Genomic DNA, 18,006 nt, shown 5'->3' with positions numbered 1-18,006 from the left:
TTAGAAACCGGAACTCCGCCTTGCCGCCCAGCCTGACCTCCCTCTCCGATGACGCGCGCATCGCCCTGGACAATTTCGCGGACCGGGCATCGGGCCTCATCAATCCCACGGTGCGCCTTGGCGTCACTGGCTTGTCGCGTTCCGGCAAGACGGTCTTCATTTCCTCGCTGCTTCACAATCTGCTGCACGGCGGGCGGCTGCCTCTCTTCGAGCCAGTGCAGTCAGGTCGTGTCTCGGCGGTGCGTCTTGAGCAGCAGCCGGATGATGCCGTGCCGCGCTTCCAGTACGAAGATCACATCCGCTCACTCGTGAAGGACCGCGTTTGGCCCGATTCGACGCGAGCAATCTCTGAACTGCGCATTACGCTCGAATACCAGAGCGCCAGCGGCTGGAACCGGCTCTTCTCGCCCGGCCGCCTGTCGATCGACATTGTCGATTATCCAGGCGAGTGGCTTCTTGACCTTCCGTTGCTTGGAAAGGACTATCGGACGTTTTGCGAAGAGACGATCGCCTTGGCCGGAACGGGCATTCGTGCGGAACTCTCACGCGCCTGGCTTGCCCTTACACGCGCCACAGATAGCAACGCCCCGGCAGACGAAATGCGGGCTCGCGACCTCGCCACCGCTTTTGCCGATTATCTGAAAGCCTGCAAAGCCGATGAACGCTCGCTTTCCACGCTGCCGCCTGGCCGCTTCCTGCTACCCGGCGATCTCGACGGCTCTCCTGCCCTGACCTTCGCGCCGCTTGCACTCACGCCGGAAGCCAAGCCGCAAAAGGGATCGCTTTGGGCGATGATGGAACGACGCTATGAGGCCTACAAATCCGTCGTCGTGAAGCCCTTCTTTCGCGAACACTTCGCCCGTCTCGACAGGCAGATTGTCCTCGTCGATGCGCTGCAAGCCATCAACCGTGGTCCGGAGGCCGTGCAGGACCTCGAACGCGCCCTGACGGACGTTCTGGCCTGCTTCCGCTCGGGCACGAACTCATGGCTGACGTCGCTGCTTGGCCGCCGTATCGATCGCGTCCTTGTCGCCGCAACCAAAGCTGACCACCTGCACCATGAAAGCCATGACCGGCTCGACGCCCTCACCCGCCGCCTGGTCGACCGTGCCGTCCAACGCATTGGTGTCACAGGCGCGGGAATCGACGTCATGGCACTGGCTTCGGTCCGCGCCACGCGCGAAGCGACGGTGAAACGCGACGGCCATGACCTCCCGGTCATCGTCGGAACACCGATGGCAGGCGAGACTATCGGTGGAGAGAGCTTTGACGGCCACAAGAAGACGGCAATCTTTCCGGGCGACCTGCCGGCAGACCCGGAGAACCTGTTCGAGCGTATCGAATCCGGAGAAAATATCGTGCTGCCCGATGTCAGCGTTGTGCGTTTTCGGCCGCCGCACCTCGAAGAGACCGGTGGCGGCATAAAGCTTTCGGTCCCGCATATTCGCCTCGACCGTGCCATGCAGTTTCTGTTCGGAGATCGCCTCGCATGATCAAGCCGCCCTCCGAACACCCCGCACAGCGCGCGCCGGCCGCCTTCTCCTACGAGGAGGACACGCCCTCCACGCCTGTCACGACCAAACACAGCCCGCGAAAGCCCGGTAGCTTCACGGACGATGTCGTGCTGACCGCCGACGAGGACGATCCATTCCTCAACCCCGAAAAGGATGTCCCTCCAATTGCTGTCGCGCTGCCGCGCAAGCGTGGCACCTCATTCGCGAAAATCGCTGCCGCCGCTTTCGGCGTTCTCTTCTCCCTCGCCTTCGGGCTTTGGACCGACAGCCTCATCCGCAATCTTTTCAGCCGCGCGGATTGGCTCGGCTATGCGGCCCTTGGAGCGCTCGCAATCGGCATTCTGGCGGTGATTGCCATCGTCGTTCGTGAAACGGCGGGCATGATGCGGTTGGCGGCCGTGCAGGAAATCAAGGCGGAAGCTGAGGCCGCCATGGTGGAGACGAAGCCGGCGAAGGCACGTGCGCTGGTCAAGCGGCTGGAATCGTTGCTCTCCGGAAAGCCGGAGACGGCGAAGGGCCGGGCCACGTTGAAGGCGGCCGAAGGCGACATCATCGACGCACCGCATCTCATCGCCCTCGCGGAACGCGAGCTTCTGATACCGCTCGACCGGCAGGCGCGGGCCCTGATCGTCAACGCTTCGAAACGCGTCTCCATCGTCACCGCCGTCAGCCCGCGCGCGATCGTCGATCTCCTGTACGTGCTCTACGAGGCGGCCCGGCTTGTCCGAGCCATGGCGGATCTTTATGGCGGCCGGCCGGGAACGCTGGGCATGATCCGGCTGATGCGTGATGTTCTAGCGCACCTCGCCGTGACCGGCTCGATCGCGGTCGGCGATAGCCTCGTGCAGCAGGTACTTGGCCATGGATTGGCGTCGAAGCTGTCGGCGCGCCTCGGCGAAGGCGTCATCAACGGCCTGATGACGGCCCGCATCGGGATCGCGGCGATGGATCTTTGCCGTCCCCTTTCTTTTCACGCGCTGAAACGTCCGGGAATCGGCGATTTCATCGGGGACCTGACACCGTCCATGACAGCGCGCGACAAGAATTCCTGAGAATTGAAACTTTCGTCGCGCCTGCCGTGGCAGAAGCGCTGCACCAAAATACTCGTCAAGAATTCAACGCACTAACATTCCGCGCCGTCCTCTGCGAGCCGCGGAATTACTTGCTGCTCATTGCTTTTCGGCCTAAAAGAAACCAAGCATTAACCATTCTTCGGCAAAACTTGAACCTAGTTAAGCGATGGTGTCGCTAGGGAAAATCCATGTATTCGCGCAAGTTTCTTCTTCTTTTCGGCTTGGCTGCGGTGGCGTTGTCACCGGCCGCCGACATGGCTTCGTCGGCGACTGCGGCGACACGTGACAAAGCCTTTTTCGAGTCTGTCGCCGGCACTTGGCGCGGTCCCGGCGAGATCGTTGCCGGAAAGTACAAAGGCACGAAATTCACCTGCAATCTGGTGGGCGAACCAGTGAGCGCCGGAGGTGCTGGCATCAAGCTCGACGGAAGCTGCAGGGTCGGCGTCTTCAAGCAGCCGATGACCGCGCTCATCACCCAGTCGGGGAGTTCCTACAAAGGGAAGTTTCTTGACGGCGCCGAAGGCAAGGGGCTCGACGTCGTGTCAGGTGCTGTCACACAGGATACCGTCGTCGTCGGCCTCAATCGTTCCAAGCTCAACGGCGCCATGATCGCCCGTGTCCGTGACGACAAGACCATGAACGTCACCGTTTCGGTCAAGGTCGAAAGCCAGATGATCCCCGTCATCGGCCTGACGCTGACGCGCCAGGTCGACGAAATCACGGTCGGCTCTGTCGAATAGCGTTCCAACCCCAGACATTCCAAAAGCGGCGGATTTTCCTGCGGATTTTCCGCCGCTTTTGCATTTCAGGCGATATGCCACCAAGCGCTGCTTTGATCGGCCACTTCGATCCCCTGCACATCGGCCTTCGCCAGCCACTCGAGAACGGTTGTTCCTTCGACAAGCATGTCAGGCGCAAAATCGGCAAGCGGCATCAGCACGAAGCCACGGTCCTTCATGCGCGGGTGCGGTAGCTCAAGTCGCGGTGCCGATTGCACCACATCAGCGTAGGTCAGGACATCAATATCGAGCGTTCGCGGCCCCCACCGCTCGATACGCTCGCGCTTCATCGCCCGTTCGATATCGAGGCAGACGTCGAGAAGCGCCTCGGGGCCAAGCGTTGTCTGGATTTCAGCACAAGCGTTGAAGAAATAGGACTGGTCGGTCTTTCCCCATGGCGGCGTCCGATAGAGCCGCGACACGGCTACCACACGACAATCGGAGCGCTGGTCAAGCGCCCTCAATGCCACGGCCATCGCGTGCACAGGCTCGCCGAGATTGCCGCCAAGGCCGAGTGTTGCCGTCTTGAAAATGGACTCAGGCAAAGTGTTCGACGCTCACCTGAACGAAATCCAGAACGCCCGGCACCGGCGCGTTCGGCTTGCGCACCGTAATCTTTGCACGCTTGATTTGCGGAAACTTCGAACACAGCCCTTTGGCGATATCAAGCGCAAGCGCCTCGATCAGATAGCGACGCTTGCCCGTCACGATCTCCTCGATCACGGTGAAGGCAATGCCATAATTGACCGTGTCATTGATGGAATCGCTCTCCAGGGCGTCGCCGGCGACGACGTCGAGCTCGGCATCCACAAAGAAGCGCTGGCCGAGGAACTCCTCTTCGTCGTGAACGCCATGGCGGGCAAAGAAGGCACAGTTCTGAAGCGTGATGGTGTAGGTGGTGCTCATGCCAATTGTCCCTGCTCAAAGCTATAGCGCGCCGCGAGCATAGCATCGGCGATGGCCAAAGCGTCCTTGTTGATTGCGACATCGTGTACACGAAAAATGCTAGCCCCCGCCAAACGCAACAATACGCTTGTCGCAGCCGTTCCCACATCCCGATCGGCGGCTTCCCGACCTGTGATCGCGCCGACGAAACGCTTGCGCGACGTGCCGGCAAGCAGCGGCAACCCCAAGCGGCGCAGTTCTCCGAAACGCGCCATCAGTTCCACATTCTCCTGTATATCCTTGGCAAAGCCGAAGCCCGGATCCAGTACGATGCGATCCTTGGGCACGCCGGCCGCCGAAGCGAGCGCGAGCGAGCGCTCCAGGAAGTAGAACTGGTCTCCGATCACATCCGGAAGCTTCTCCCGATCGCGGCCGGTATGCATCAGGCACAGTCCCGCACTGGTATCGGCTGCGATCCTTCCCACCTCCGGCTCCTTCTGCAACCCGAATACGTCGTTGATTACATGCGCGCCTGCAGCGACGGCAAGCCGGGCGGTCTCAGCGCGATAGGTGTCGATCGAGATCAAGGCATCGGTCTTGCCGCGCAACGCCTCGATCACCGGCAGCACCCGGGCCTGCTCTTCCAGCGGAGTGACGACGTCTGCGCCGGGGCGCGTCGATTCACCGCCAATGTCGATGATCTCAGCGCCATCGCTTACCGCCTGGAGCGCATACGTCACGGCCGCATCGACCGTCTCGTATCGCCCGCCGTCCGAGAAAGAATCCGGTGTCACGTTGACGATCGCCATAAGGACGGCGCGCGCGCCCAGTTCGATCTCGCGGCCATGCCCGACGCGCCAGAAACTGCTCTCAAGCTGTGCCAACGGCATTCATCCTATCGATCGAAAAAGGCGCCCATGATCTTGCACTGGCCGTGGCTATGCCCCAAGCTCCGGCAAACTTCAACATGAGTATCTGCAGAATGCATTCCGTACCGCGTTATATGCCCCTCCTCCTCGGCTTTTCCATGGCCGTAGCGGCGTGCAGCCCAGCTGCCGCCACCGTAATCGCGACGCGAAGCTATTCCTATTTTCCCATCAAGGGCAAAACCGCGGACCAACTCGACCAGCAACTGAGCATCAACGGGCCGACGGCCAGTGGCTCGTCCGCCCGCCACCCGGGTGCGACCAAGATCCGCTTCGGCGGCGATGCGACCTATGTTCAGGCCGGAGGGCGCTGCCGCGTCTCCAGCGCCAAGGTCACCGTCCATACGCAGATAATCCTGCCCCGCTGGACCGACCGCAAGGGTGCCAGCAAGCAGTTGTCGATCATCTGGGATGCACTTGCGAGCGACATCAAGCGGCACGAGGAGCGCCATGCAGAGATCGCGCGAAACCAGGCGCGTGTCATGGAAAAGCAGATCCTCGCGCTTCCACCGCAGCGCAGCTGCGAGCGTATGCAGGAGCTCGTCACCGACGTATCGACCCGCGGCATCGATGAGCACGACAGGTTGCAGGCCCGATTCGACCGAATCGAAGCCGTCAATTTTCAAAGTCGAATGATGAGACTTCTGAACGATCGGATTAAAATATCCGGCGGCGCAAGGTAGCTGATTCTCAAGCTTAACGCGATCACAAAAGGTTAGCCGCGTAACAAAACTTGTGCGAAACCGCAATCGCCCCAGTGATTTAGTGGTTATTTCTCGGTCTAGCTAAATCAACCATAACGCGGTAATATTCAAACATTCGAAAGTTCAGGTCCGTAAGCCCGAACTTTCGCTCCTGGGTTCTCCTGGCGCGTTGCGAAGCCGCGGATGATCCTCCCTCGTCCGCAGGTAATGCGCCTACCTCGCCTCGCTCGTCTAACGGCAAGCGAGGCTTTTTTTGGACTGTGGTGGAATCAGGCCTGCCGCTCGGGCACGTGAACGACGAGCCCGTCCAGAGCCGCCTTCATTCTGATCTGACAGGAGAGGCGCGACGTCGGACGCACGTCAAAGGCGAAATCGAGCATGTCCTCTTCCATCGCCTCAGGCGAACCGACGCGTTCCGTCCATTCGTCGTCGACGTAGACGTGACAGGTCGCGCAGGCACATGCGCCGCCGCATTCGGCCTCGATACCTGGTACCGAATTGCGCACGGCATTTTCCATAACGGTCGATCCCTGATCGACATCAAGATCGAAGCGCGTGCCGTCGAAGGCGACAATGGTCAGTTTGGGCATGATGATTTCCGGTGGTCGTCAATGGGAGGGTTTGGATTTTTTCTTCCAACAAATCGCCGAGGCAGTCAACATCGACCGCTCGGTGTCCTTCATCACAGATTGAGAAGCGACGCGCTTGTCAAAATGCGCCATGCCGGCGGTCACAAAAAGACCCGCTGCTCCGAAATGGATCAGCGGGCCTCTATTCCGTCAGATTTATAGAACTCAGCGGCAAAGCTTGAGGATAAAATTCTCCGCTTCGATCACGGCAATACCGACCGCCGCCATGCTGGCCGCGTCGCCGCAATTGCCCTCAAGCGCCTCGGCAGCCGCATGGACGCGAAACGCCCCGACAGCTCCGGCCGCGCCCTTGAGGCGATGGGCCGCGGTTTCAACGATCTTGGCGTCACCGGACGATATTTCCTGCAGGCAGGCCCGCGCCTGACGCGCAAACATTTGCAGAACTTCGATTTCCAGGCTCTTGTCGCCCATTGTCTGGTTTGCCAGATGCACCAGATCTACCGGACGCTCCTGCGAAGGCCGAGGTCCCTTGCAAATGTCGGGCGCCGCAAACGCAATACTGACTGCTGCCATGTGCCAATCCTCCGTCGTCCATGCCGACTTTCCACAAAAGTGCGGGCACCGAGTGGCCATCGCGTTAAATTCCGGCACATTCAGGGCGGATTTCTTGAGGTATGGTTAACGCCAGCTAAACGTCTCTAACGCCTTGGTTTCAAGGGCCCGCTTTTATTAAATGATGTTAACAAGACCTTATTATCCGGGAATTTGAGCGGTTGCGTTAATTGTCTAGCAGTCCCGGATGTGTCACTACGATACTACTGGGCGAGCTTTCCGGTACCTGCCTTTGCTCGCCAAGTGGATAATGGTAATGTTTTGATACCGTCTGTATGAAAAAGCAGCTATCCACTCTGAAATGATATGCTTATCCGTCCTCGGCAATGTGGACGGGCGGGCTCAGAGGCTAAGGTTTTGTGCGGGCTCGGCGGGAAGCCCGAGGCGTTGTTGAACCGGCTGGGATGTAACGAGGCGTAACGTAAATGGCGAACAACAAGTACAGCGAGTCGATCGAGGACAAGGCGTTCAAGGCATTGGACGAGGCGCTCCAGATCGACTTCGGAGAAGACGATACGCTGTCTCGCAACGGCAAGACCGACGCCCCGGAGGCCAAATTGTCCGAAACACCGAGTGCCCGCAATCAACAAGGCTCCAAGGAGCGCGCGCGCCCCGCCAATACGCCTCGCCAGCCCGAGCAGCCGTCTCGCGCCCCGTCCTTCGCCGCCAACGACGCCAACCGCATATCGCCGGCTACGCTTCTCAAGTCCCTGGAGACCGGCTCCAGCCGATCGGCTGTTCGCAACGCAACCATTGTGTCGCTGCTTTGGATCGTCGGCGGTCTCGGCCTCATGGCCCTGCTCTATTCGCCGCAGATCTGGCAGATCCGCTCGATCGCCGATCTTTTGGCTCTTCCGGGCATTGTTGCCGGCCTCATCGGCATCATCGTGCCGGTGTTGCTGTTCTATGCCTTTGCCGTCATGATGGCGCGCGCCCAGGACATGCGCAACGCAGCACGCTCCATGGCCGAAGTTGCGCTTCGCCTCTCCGAGCCCGAGACCGTCGCTTCCGAACGCATCATGACGGTCGGCCAGGCCGTTCGCCGCGAAGTCTCGGCGATGAACGAAGGCATCGAACGCACCATCGCACGCGCTTCGGAGCTTGAAACCCTCGTCCACTCCGAGGTCAACGCCCTCGAGCGCAGCTACGCCGACAATGAATTGCGCGTGCGCGGCCTCGTCCATGAACTTGGGTCGGAGCGCGAAGCGATCGTCAACCACGCTGAGCGTATCCGCACGTCGATCTCGGGCGTGCATGATCAGCTCAAGGAAGACCTCTCTCTTGCCACGGAAGAGATCGCGATACGCCTTGCGACCTCGGGCGAAGCATTCGCCTCGATGATCGACACGCGCGCGGCGGCGATCACCGAAAAGTCGGAATCGGCCATCCAGTCGCTCGGCACGCTGCTTGCGGCAAAGACGGATTCACTGCTGCAAACGCTCACCTCCTCCGGATTCGCACTCACCAACGAATTCGACACGCGGCTGGATACCCTGGCGTCGAGCCTGAGCGAGCATGGAGAGCTTGTCCTTCGGCAGTTCGAGACGCGTGCGTCCACGATGGACAGCAACGCCGAGAAGCTGAACGCCGCGCTGAACGACCGTGCCCGCCAGTTGAACGAAATCCTGATCGCCCGCACCCGCGAGATCAACGAGAGCCTGACCGGTGGCGAGCGCACGATCAGCACCACGCTTGATGACGTTCTCTCCAAGCTCAACAGCGCGCTCGACGAGAAGGGTTCGACCTTCCGCCAGAGCCTGCAGTCGAGCGTCGACGACACCATCATGGATCTCGACCTTCGTTCCGGCTTCTTTGACGAACGGCTGCAAGCGACTGTCGCGCAGCTCTCGACCTCGTTCGATGAGCGCGTCGCGGAATTCGCCAATGCCTTCGACAAGCGTGCCGGCTCGCTCGACACGAAGCTCATGGAGAGCCTCAACCGCATCAACGACACCATGACCGGCGGTTCGGAGTCGCTGAACGGCATTTTGAGCTCGAGCATCGAACGCCTTGGCGCGTCGCTTACCGATCAATCCTTCGCACTGGCCACTGCCCTCGCGACCAGCCAGGAAGTTATGGAAAGCTCGCTGGCAGGCAAGGTCTCCGAGGTCACCGAGGCTATCCATACGCACACGACAGGCATGACCTCGGCGTTGAGCCACGCCACGTCCGAAATCTCCCTGGCGCTTGCGTCGGGCACCTCGGAACTCCACAATAATCTCTCCGCACGCGCGACAGAGTTCCGCGAAACATTGCTGTCCACGACCTCCGATCTCAGCTCGGCCGTCTCCGCGGGCACCGAGCAAATTACGTCGGCCTTCGGCCGCGCCGACGATCTGAACACGATGATCTCCAAGCGCGCTGCCGATATCACGCACGCGCTCGATTCCGCGCATGAGCGGATCGACGGCGTTATGGCCGATCGCGGAGGCGCGCTGACTGCCGCCCTTGCCGACAGCCACGACCGCTTTGAGAGCACCCTGGCAAGCCGCTCGGACGCAATCATCAGCGCCGTCTCGGGCAGCCATGAGCGCCTTGCGGACGCACTCGACGACAAGGCCATGACGCTGGCCATCTCGCTGGATGAGAGCCAGAACCGCTTCGAGGATGCGATCGCCAAGCGTGCGGAAGCGATTGCCGCTTCGATCGCCAGCGGCCATGAGAAGCTCGCCGATACTCTTGATGACAAGGCAATGGCCCTCGCCATCTCCCTCAACGAAGGCCAGTCGCGCATTGAAGACACGCTCGGCCATCACGCCGAAACGATCAGCAACTCGCTTGCCGGCGGGCACGACCGGATCACCGAGGCGCTTGATGACCGTGTCATGGCGCTTGCGGTATCGTTGAACGAAGGTCATAGCCGCATCGACGAGGCGCTTGCCCGGCGTGTCGATACCATCGCGAATTCGATTGCTACGGTCCAGGACCGCCTCTCGGATACGCTGGACGAGAAGGCCATGGCGCTCGCGATCTCCTTCGGAGAAAGCCAGAGCCGTTTTGACGATGCACTGGAAGCCCGCACCAACGCCTTGCTCGACACCGTGGCCGGCGCCGAGTCCCGGGTTGCCGGCGCCCTCGTCGACAAGTCGGACGCCATCCGCAGCGCCTACACGGAAAGCCAGGAACGCCTCGAGCGTTCCCTGAACGAACACGCATCGACGCTTGCAGGCACGCTGTCGAGCGGCAGCGATCGGATCGAGCAGCTGGCTGGCAGCGCCGCGGCCCGCATCGAATACAACCTCAGCAATGCGCATCAGAAATTGGAAACACTGCACGGCGACGCTGCCGCCCGCATCGAAGGCGGTCTTGCGGCTGCGCATGATCGTTTCGAAGCCCTGACCGGCAATGCCGCTACGCGCATCGAAAGCGGCTTGGACTCGGCCCATGAACGCATCCGTTCGACGCTGGCCGATCGCGAGCAGGCTATCAACCTCGCCCTCACCGACGCCCACAGCCGTATCAGCGATACGCTCTCCGATCAGGCGACGACGATCAGCGCCTCGATTGCCACCAGCGTCGGCATGCTGGAAATGTCCCTGGAAGACCATGAAGTCTCGCTTCGCCAGGCGATCGACAACAGTGGCCGGGCCCTGGAAGACCGCCTGCGCGACAGCACCGGTCACATTGCCGGCCGTTTCCAGGAGGCTGCTGGCGAGATCTCGCGTTCGGCAGAGACCTTCTCTTCACAGCTTGACCAGTCGATCGAGGGCATGACGGGCCGCTTTGCGGAAACCGGCTCGCGCGTCGAGGCCGGCCTTGCCGCCCTCGAAAACCGCATCCGTGACGGCGTCGGCGGCGTGGCCGAGCAGGTCGACGCCGCTGGCGGTCGCCTCTCCAGCACTTTGTCCGACGGCATTTCCCGCCTCGGAACGCTCGGCGAAGACGCAACGAACCGTATCGCTGCGGCGATCAACGACAGCGCCACGAAGTTTACCGAAACGATCGATGGCCGCACCGCCAACCTCACCTCGGAGATCGACTCCCGTACGGCCAGCATCGACGAGGCGATGGAACGCGGCAGCGTCCGCATCGAGGAGCGCCTGTCCACGATGGACCGGGCCCTCACAGTCGGCCTCGACGCCGTCAATCGCACGATCGAAGGTAAGGCTGCCGGGCTCGCCGCTTCGCTGCGCAGCGCCGTCGCCGAGACGACGAAGGGCATCGACGACGAAGCAGCCCGCGCCGCCGAAAACCTAGGCCGCACCGGCCAGCAGTTTGCCGAAGGCCTCGACGCCAAGAGCAACGAGTTCGCCCGCACGATCGAAGAGCGTTCCGAGCAGATCGTCGGCCGCGTCTCCGACGCCCAGAACCGTTTGGCCGGCCAGGCAGCCGCCGTTGCCCAGACTTTCTCGGAAGCCGGCAATGCCATTATCAAGAAGGTCGCCGAGGCCGAGACCCTCGTCAGTGGCCAGGTTGGCGCTATTTCCCGCGCCCTCGGCGACGCCCAAGCGACTTTCGAAAACCATGGTGCCGGTATCCGCACGACGATTTCCGACGCAAGTCAGGAAATTACCTCAACCATGGCAGACGTCGAACGTGCTCTGGAAGCACGTGGCAATGCAATCCGTTCGAACCTCGAGGATCGCACGCGCGAAATCGACTCGACGCTGACCAATGTCGAAAAGGCGCTCGAGGCGCGTGGCGACGCCATCCGCTCGACGCTCGACGATCGCACCCGCGAGCTCAATTCGATGCTGTCCGGTCGTTCCACGGAGCTGTCGCGCATTCTCGAGGAGACGGCGCGGCCGCTGATCGACCGCTATGCCGAAGCAGGCAAGGACGCCGCCGCGCGCATTACGACAGCGACGGAACGCAGCACCGAGCGCCTGCGCAGTGAGAATGAGGCGCTCGTCAACGCAATCACGGCACGGACCGAAAGCGCATCCTCGGCCGTCGACGCGATGGAAAACAGCCTGCTTGCCAACGTCAACAAGCTGATCGAACGCCTGTCGGACAACAGCTCAGCTATGGGCCAGGTGATGAGCCGTGCCGCCGAAAATCTCGCGGCAGTGGATGGCCGCCTCGGCGATACGACGTCGCGCTTCACCGAGTCTGCCCAGAAGGCCGCCGAAATGGTGTCTGCCTCGACGCGCCTGCTCGAAGGCAAGGTCGACCGCCTCTCGGACATTTCGGGCCAGACGCTTGCCCAGGTCGGCGGTATCATCGGCCGGTTCGACGAACACTCCAAGGTGCTCAGCCAGGCATCCGGCCTGCTGGCAGCCGCTCAATCCAACCTCGTGTCAACGCTCGAGGATCGCGAAAGCGCCCTCCAGAACCTTTCCGTGGGACTCGTCCAGCGCTCCGAGGAAATCGAACGGACGATGCGTGCCCTGGGCGGCATGGTCGAATCCGCATTCGACCGCGCCGAACAGCGCTCCAACCAGGTCAGCGGAACGCTGCGCGAAAGCGTGCAATCCTCGTTCTCCGACATCGGCCGCGTTCTTTCCGAAACCGAAAAGCGGGCTGAGGAAGCCGCCTCAACGATGCGCGCTGCGATCGTCAAGGCCGGCGAAGACGCCAATGCCACAATCGACGGCGCCTTCGGCAACGCCGAACGTCGCTCCAGCGAGCTTTCCAGCCGCTTGCGTGGCGGCCTGACGGCCTCCCTGTCGGAAGTCGAGCGTATGCTGGGCGAGGCAGGTCGTGCATCCGACGGCGCTGCCCAGACCATGCGCGAGTCGCTTCGCGAGGCAGTCGAGGAGGCAGTATCCCGCTTCTCCGGCGCCACCGAGGAGATCCGCCGCTCGGCCGGCGATATCCGCAAGGAACTCGACATGACCCGCAGCGAATTGAAACGCGGTGCATTCGATCTTCCGGAAGAGGCCAAGGAAAGCGCTGCTGCCATGCGCCGCGCCGTTGCCGAGCAGATCAAGGCTTTGCAGGACATCTCGCACATCGTTGGCCGCTCGACGCAGCAACTGGAGATCTCCGAGCCTGCGCCGCGGGCCATTCCTCAGCCTCAGCCTCAGCCTGCGCCACGCCCGGCTCAGCCGGCCGTTACCCAGCAGGCGCCCCAGCCCACCCCTCCCGCAGCCCCCGCCCCGGCTCCGGCAGCAACACCCTCGCCGATCGAGAACCTCGGTCTGCGTGGCTCCCTGACGCATGCAGCCGCAACGCCGCAGCGCACCCCCGTTGCCGCTCCCCCGGCAAGCGGCGGCTGGATCAGCGACCTCCTGCGTGGTGCATCGCGCGATGAGACCGCCGAGGAAGCTCCAGCACGGCAACCAGCCCCACGCGCCGAGGCTGCCGCGGCGGCACCTGCCCGCACGGCCGATAGCCGCAATCCGCGCCACGTCGTCGAGTCGCTGAACTCGCTTTCGGTAGATATCGCGCGTGCAATCGATCATGACGCTTCGGTCGATCTGTGGCGTCGTTACCAGCGTGGCGAACGGGACGTCTTTACGCGCCGCCTCTACACGCTGAAGGGCCAGCAGACCTTCGACGAGATCAAGCGCAAGTATGATCGCGAGCCGGAGTTCCGCACCGCCGTCGATCGTTATATCGCCGATTTCGAGAAGCTCCTTTCTGATGTTTCCCGCGGCGATCGCGACAAGACGATCACGCAGTCCTATCTGACCTCGGATACCGGCAAGGTCTATACGATGCTTGCTCACGCCGCAGGGCGACTGGGCTAAGCCACACTCAAGGAACAAATGAAATGGCCGCCCAAGAGGCGGCCATTTTCATCTCGGGCGATTGTCCTGACGTCGCTCTCTGCGAAAGGTCGGGTCGGGTCGTGGACGGTGGATCGTGTTACGCCATCGCGCTAGGCCGGCACGCGCCAGCAGGCACCTTGTGGTGCATTGCCGGCGCCCTCTATCAGATCGACTGGAGGGTCCAGTTCACGATCTCAGCCGTCACGCTCGCGAACGCGCGATCGAGACCCTTCACAAGACCGTCGTTGGACCCATTGGCCGGCACCGCTTGTCTGAACACTTTCTGGGTTCTCACGGTGCCATTCCGGTCGTTCACGATCTTGGCCGAAATCTCGACGACCGCGTGGCTGCCACCGGTCGTGTCGATCTCGAAAGCGCGGATATCGGTCACGAGCTGATAGTCGATCGCCAGTCCCTGCCCGGGCACGCCGACGCCGCCGAGCTTGCCTGAGTTCTCGTAGGCTTCGACGAGCTTTGCTTGGACCATGCGCGGCAGCTTGTCGCCCCATTGCGCCTTGGAAAGGTACTGTATCTGCGACGGCGCCACCCGAATGACGATCTGTTCGCTATCGATCGCCCGCAACGCAGTTGGCTGCTGCACCAGGATCTGCCGGCCCCTGGCCGCCGGCCCACTGCCAGTCACCGACGCGGAGAGGTCGTAGGTGTCGTTCCTGGCAGCCGTCCCACAGCCTGCCAGACCCGCCAATAGCGGCAGCGTAATCGCGGTCGTCGATAGCCACGAACGACGCTGCAACAGATCCGATACGGCCATATGCGCTCCCCTAATATCCCTATTAACGCCGCGTCCGGCCGTCATATTGCTTTACGGTATCCCCACCGAAGATCAGCCGCTGCGGATTGCGGTCAAAATTGCCGATCGCATCGTTGAGGTTTTGCACGGTGGAGCGCGTGTCGTTGATGAGCGACTGCACATCGCGCAGCCCACCGCTGGAAAATTTCTGCAAGTTGTCCGCAATAGGACCGATGCGCGAATTCAGATTGTCGGCGACTTTCTTGAATGAGGTGAGCGTGTCACGCGCCTGCGCAAACAGCGACTGCGTATTGTCCGTACCGAGCAGCGCGTCCAGCTTGATCAGAATGCCGTCGACACGTGTGGAGGCCGCGTTCAGCTTGTTCGCCATCTGCGAAACATTCTGGATCGTCTGGTCGATGTCCTTCTGCCGAGCCGAAACAGTGTTCGCGACGTCCTTGATCGAAGCGACTGCGGTGCGTGCGTCCTTTGTCGCCTGCGAGATATCGTCGACGGATCCCTTGACCTTCGCCGGGTCGATCTGCGCGACCAACGTATCTACTCGATCGAGCGTCGCCTGCGCCTTCTTGCCGAGGTCGTTGTAGGTCGTCGCCGTTTCCTGGAACTTCTGGATCGCTCCCTTGAAGTTTCCCGAAGCATCGGCAACGTCGCGGCTGACTTTCTCGGCATTGCTGAGAATGGTGTCGATCTTCTTCGCGTCGACGGCCTTCACGAGGGCCTCGACCGCTTCCAGCGTCGAGTCGACACGACCCGAGACCTTACGCACGGTCTCGGAGAGTTGGCCGACACTCTGCAGGAACGAGTCGATGTTGCCTGAGTTCTTGGCCAGTGCATCGGAGAAGGTCTCGGCATTCTGCAATGTCTTCGTCAGCGGCCCGCGTGCATCCGTCACAAAGCCCTGAATCTGCCCGACAGCATCGTTCGCTCTGTCAAGAATCTTGTCTGCCGTCGCCAGAAGGTTCGTGACACTCGACTGATCCGCGACGATGACCGCTCGCTTTCCGGTCTCGAGGGACTGTTGAAGGATGTTCTTTTCGCCGATCCTCCCGCCCGAAAGTTCGATATAGGCAGCACCCGTCAGACCCTGGATTTCAAGGATGGCTTTCGTCGAGGGATAGATAGGCGCGTCGACCCGCACCTCGGTGAACGCCAGTGAGAAACTGGGATCGTCGGCATCGATGGACAGCGACTTGACCGAACCGACCTGAATGCCGTTGAACCGCACCGGCGAGCCGACGCTCAAGCCGTTCGCGGAGCCGGGAATCCGGACGATCAGTTCGGCCATCGGCCCACCGCGCCCATATTCCGCCATCCAGTAAACGAAACCGAACGCCGCCGCGATAACGAGCACCGTGAAAAAGCCGACAATCGTGTAGTTCGCTTTTGTTTCCATCGTATCCGCTCACTTCCCGCGGCTATCTTGCGCCAGGCTGTCCTTGCCTGCGTGGCCACGCTGCGGCACGACCGAACGCGCCCGCTTGCCCTTGAAATAAGCCTGAACCCAAGGATCGTCGCAGGCCAGCATGTCGTCGATCGTTCCCTCGACCAATACCCGCTTCTTGCCAAGCACCGCAATCCGGTCACAGACCGAGAAGAGACTGTCGAGGTCGTGCGTGACCATGTAGACGGTCAGGCCGAGGGTGTCCCTGAGCCTTGCGATGAGCTCGTCGAACTCCGCGGCACCGATCGGGTCGAGGCCCGACGTTGGCTCGTCAAGGAAGACCAATTCCGGATCGAGCGCAAGCGCGCGTGCCAGCGCAGCACGCTTGATCATGCCGCCCGAAAGCTCCGACGGGTATTTGTCGGCGGCATCGGCCGCAAGCCCGACGAGGCGGATCTTGAGCTGCGCGAGTTCGTCCATCAGCGACTGGGGCAGGTCCAGATACTCGCGCATTGGAACCTGGATGTTCTCCCGGACGGTCAGCGACGAAAACAGCGCCCCCTGCTGAAACAGCACACCGAGCCGCATGTCGAGCGCGTTGCGCTGCGGCTCGTCCAACTCATCGAAGTCCTGACCGAGAATCTTGATCGTTCCAGAGCGCCGCGGCAGCAACCGAAGCACCGTCCGCATCAAGACCGACTTGCCCGTTCCCGACGCTCCGACAAAACCGAGAATTTCGCCGCGATAGATATCCAGATCCAGATGGTCGAGAACAACCTTCGACCCGAAAGCGACGGTCACGCCGCGCGCTGATAGCACGACATCTCGCCCCTCGTTGTTTCCGGTCTCTGTATGCTGCCCGTCCACGTACAATCCTTAGAAATTGATGGCCGCATAGAACATGGCAAAAAGCCCGTCCATGAGGATAACGACAAAGATCGCCTTCACTACCGCCGCGGTCACGTGCTGGCCAAGCGACTCGGCGCTGCCGCCTACCTTTAAGCCCTCGACCGCCGCAACGATACCGATAACCAGCGCCATGAACGGCGCCTTGATCATCCCGGACAGCACCGTCGACAGCGTGATCGCCTCATGCAGGCGGGAGACGAAGTTGGCGAAGGTGATGCCGGAATAGGCCCAGGCGACCACGGCTGCGCCGGCGAGCGAGGCAAAGTTCGCGATGACCGTCAACAGCGGCAGCGCCACCGTAAGGGCAACTAGGCGCGGGAAAATCAGCACGCCCACGGGATTGAGCCCCATGACCTTCAATGCGTCCACTTCCTCGCGCATCTTCATCGAGCCGATTTCAGCCGTGATGGCGCTGCCCGAGCGGCCGGCAATCATGATGGCGGTGAGAAGCACACCGATTTCGCGAAGCTGCAGGATACCGACTAGATCGACGACGAAGACTTCGGCGCCAAAATAGCGGAGCTGAAAGGCGCCCTGCTGCGCGATGATCGCACCAATCAGAAACGACATCAGCAATATGATCGGCACCGCGCGCACGCCCATGTGGTCGATCTGGTTGACGATCGACGCCGGCGATACGCCGCTGCCTCGCCCGAATTTCATTTGCGCGCCGCGGACAGCGGAGCCGAGGATATACATCGCGGCCGCGAGGTTGTTCCAGAGCTCGGAGGTGATCTTGCCGATCGGTGCGAAGATCCGCTCCGGCCAGCTTGCGCTTGGCTGCGGCTCCTGCTCGGGCTGCGGCGGTTCCTCGGAAAACTCCGCGATCATCTCGTCGATATGGGTGTTACTGCCTTCGAAGCGCACGGTCCCACCGGCGCCTTCCACCTGCTTCTTCAGCCGGCAGAGCAGCCAGACGCCCGCGGTGTCGATATCGGTCACGCCTGATAGGTCGAGTGTCACCTCGCCGCTTCGGCCGGCGGTAAGCTTGTCGAAGTCACGCAAAACGAGATGCAGGTTGGCGCTTCGCCAGTTCCCTTCGATATGAACGAACTGACCCGCGCCATGGCTCTGGTCGTCCACATGCAGTGAGGCGGCGTTACGGGTTTCGGACTTCAAAACGCTTGTGTCTTTCAAGGCTTACGGCGACATTGCCGACTCGCGAACTAACGGTTCGCCGCTTCGGATCAATATACCCAAGCCGC

Annotated in this window: 14 protein-coding genes; 5 read left to right on the top strand and 9 right to left on the bottom strand. The window is 61.6% G+C overall.

What is annotated here, in order from left to right:
* Positions 1-20 precede the first annotated feature (20 nt).
* The 3 genes from C934_RS0100985 (at position 21) to C934_RS0100975 (ending at position 3,327) form a co-directional block, all read left to right on the top strand.
* The gene (locus tag C934_RS0100985) at positions 21-1,493 is read left to right on the top strand and encodes a YcjX family protein (RefSeq protein ID WP_018854848.1); all 1,473 of its coding nucleotides are present in this window, start codon (positions 21-23) and stop codon (positions 1,491-1,493) included.
* Complete coding sequence (locus C934_RS0100980; protein WP_018854847.1) at positions 1,490-2,566, top strand: YcjF family protein; 1,077 nt, start codon at positions 1,490-1,492, stop codon at positions 2,564-2,566. The genes C934_RS0100985 and C934_RS0100980 overlap by 4 nt, the downstream gene beginning before the upstream one ends.
* A gap of 209 nt (positions 2,567-2,775) precedes the next feature.
* Positions 2,776-3,327: a hypothetical protein gene (locus C934_RS0100975; RefSeq protein WP_018854846.1), complete on the top strand. Its 552-nt coding sequence runs from the start codon at positions 2,776-2,778 to the stop codon at positions 3,325-3,327.
* Between the two features lie 65 nt (positions 3,328-3,392).
* Here C934_RS0100975 and folK read toward each other — a convergent pair whose 3' ends face one another.
* The 3 genes from folK to folP are packed head-to-tail and all read right to left on the bottom strand — an operon-like array spanning position 3,393 to position 5,141.
* Positions 3,393-3,911, bottom strand: coding sequence for a 2-amino-4-hydroxy-6-hydroxymethyldihydropteridine diphosphokinase (gene folK / locus C934_RS0100970; protein ID WP_018854845.1), 519 nt, complete (start codon positions 3,909-3,911; stop codon positions 3,393-3,395).
* Positions 3,904-4,272, bottom strand: a complete 369-nt coding sequence (folB, locus tag C934_RS0100965; RefSeq protein WP_007792223.1) for a dihydroneopterin aldolase — start codon at positions 4,270-4,272, stop codon at positions 3,904-3,906. The genes folK and folB overlap by 8 nt, the downstream gene beginning before the upstream one ends.
* Positions 4,269-5,141, bottom strand: a complete 873-nt coding sequence (gene folP / locus C934_RS0100960) for a dihydropteroate synthase (RefSeq protein WP_018854844.1) — start codon at positions 5,139-5,141, stop codon at positions 4,269-4,271. The genes folB and folP overlap by 4 nt, the downstream gene beginning before the upstream one ends.
* Positions 5,142-5,233: 92 nt before the next feature.
* Here folP and C934_RS0100955 point away from each other — a divergent pair, with 92 nt between their 5' ends.
* Positions 5,234-5,860 (top strand): DUF922 domain-containing Zn-dependent protease, encoded by a 627-nt coding sequence (locus tag C934_RS0100955; protein WP_018854843.1) that lies wholly within the window; start codon positions 5,234-5,236, stop codon positions 5,858-5,860.
* Between the two features lie 290 nt (positions 5,861-6,150).
* Here C934_RS0100955 and C934_RS0100950 read toward each other — a convergent pair whose 3' ends face one another.
* On the bottom strand, positions 6,151-6,471 hold the full coding sequence (locus C934_RS0100950; protein WP_018854842.1) for a 2Fe-2S iron-sulfur cluster-binding protein: 321 nt from the start codon (positions 6,469-6,471) through the stop codon (positions 6,151-6,153).
* A gap of 204 nt (positions 6,472-6,675) precedes the next feature.
* A complete protein-coding gene (locus tag C934_RS0100940; RefSeq protein WP_018854840.1) occupies positions 6,676-7,044 on the bottom strand; it encodes an Hpt domain-containing protein in 369 nt (122 codons plus the stop codon).
* A 464-nt stretch (positions 7,045-7,508) separates the two neighbouring features.
* Between C934_RS0100940 and C934_RS0100935 the strand changes: the two genes are divergently transcribed.
* Complete coding sequence (locus tag C934_RS0100935; RefSeq protein WP_018854839.1) at positions 7,509-13,718, top strand: membrane protein; 6,210 nt, start codon at positions 7,509-7,511, stop codon at positions 13,716-13,718.
* Between the two features lie 184 nt (positions 13,719-13,902).
* Here C934_RS0100935 and C934_RS0100930 read toward each other — a convergent pair whose 3' ends face one another.
* From C934_RS0100930 to C934_RS0100915, 4 genes are read right to left on the bottom strand one after another with little or no spacing between them, the layout of a single operon-like run.
* Positions 13,903-14,511, bottom strand: a complete 609-nt coding sequence (locus C934_RS0100930; RefSeq protein ID WP_018854838.1) for an ABC-type transport auxiliary lipoprotein family protein — start codon at positions 14,509-14,511, stop codon at positions 13,903-13,905.
* 22 nt (positions 14,512-14,533) lie between these two features.
* Complete coding sequence (locus C934_RS0100925) at positions 14,534-15,904, bottom strand: MlaD family protein (protein ID WP_018854837.1); 1,371 nt, start codon at positions 15,902-15,904, stop codon at positions 14,534-14,536.
* Between the two features lie 9 nt (positions 15,905-15,913).
* Positions 15,914-16,759: an ABC transporter ATP-binding protein gene (locus C934_RS0100920; RefSeq protein WP_037089011.1), complete on the bottom strand. Its 846-nt coding sequence runs from the start codon at positions 16,757-16,759 to the stop codon at positions 15,914-15,916.
* 9 nt (positions 16,760-16,768) lie between these two features.
* Positions 16,769-17,938: an MlaE family lipid ABC transporter permease subunit gene (locus C934_RS0100915; RefSeq protein ID WP_026371471.1), complete on the bottom strand. Its 1,170-nt coding sequence runs from the start codon at positions 17,936-17,938 to the stop codon at positions 16,769-16,771.
* Positions 17,939-18,006: the final 68 nt, after the last annotated feature.

This window comes from Rhizobium sp. 42MFCr.1 (assembly GCF_000377185.1).
Taxonomy (GTDB): domain Bacteria; phylum Pseudomonadota; class Alphaproteobacteria; order Rhizobiales; family Rhizobiaceae; genus Rhizobium; species Rhizobium altiplani.
Note: the sequence above shows the minus strand (reverse complement) of the source record. Positions and strands in the feature narration are given on the sequence as shown.

Excerpts from the sequence above, each read along its gene's own strand:
- C934_RS0100980 (WP_018854847.1), top strand. The coding sequence starts at position 1,490 with ATGATCAAGCCGCCCTCCGAACACCCCGCACAGCGCGCGCCGGCCGCC.
- C934_RS0100975 (WP_018854846.1), top strand. The coding sequence starts at position 2,776 with ATGTATTCGCGCAAGTTTCTTCTTCTTTTCGGCTTGGCTGCGGTGGCG.
- folB (WP_007792223.1), bottom strand. The coding sequence starts at position 4,272 with ATGAGCACCACCTACACCATCACGCTTCAGAACTGTGCCTTCTTTGCC.
- folP (WP_018854844.1), bottom strand. The coding sequence starts at position 5,141 with ATGCCGTTGGCACAGCTTGAGAGCAGTTTCTGGCGCGTCGGGCATGGC.
- C934_RS0100955 (WP_018854843.1), top strand. The coding sequence starts at position 5,234 with ATGCATTCCGTACCGCGTTATATGCCCCTCCTCCTCGGCTTTTCCATG.
- C934_RS0100950 (WP_018854842.1), bottom strand. The coding sequence starts at position 6,471 with ATGCCCAAACTGACCATTGTCGCCTTCGACGGCACGCGCTTCGATCTT.
- C934_RS0100940 (WP_018854840.1), bottom strand. The coding sequence starts at position 7,044 with ATGGCAGCAGTCAGTATTGCGTTTGCGGCGCCCGACATTTGCAAGGGA.
- C934_RS0100935 (WP_018854839.1), top strand. The coding sequence starts at position 7,509 with ATGGCGAACAACAAGTACAGCGAGTCGATCGAGGACAAGGCGTTCAAG.
- C934_RS0100930 (WP_018854838.1), bottom strand. The coding sequence starts at position 14,511 with ATGGCCGTATCGGATCTGTTGCAGCGTCGTTCGTGGCTATCGACGACC.
- C934_RS0100925 (WP_018854837.1), bottom strand. The coding sequence starts at position 15,904 with ATGGAAACAAAAGCGAACTACACGATTGTCGGCTTTTTCACGGTGCTC.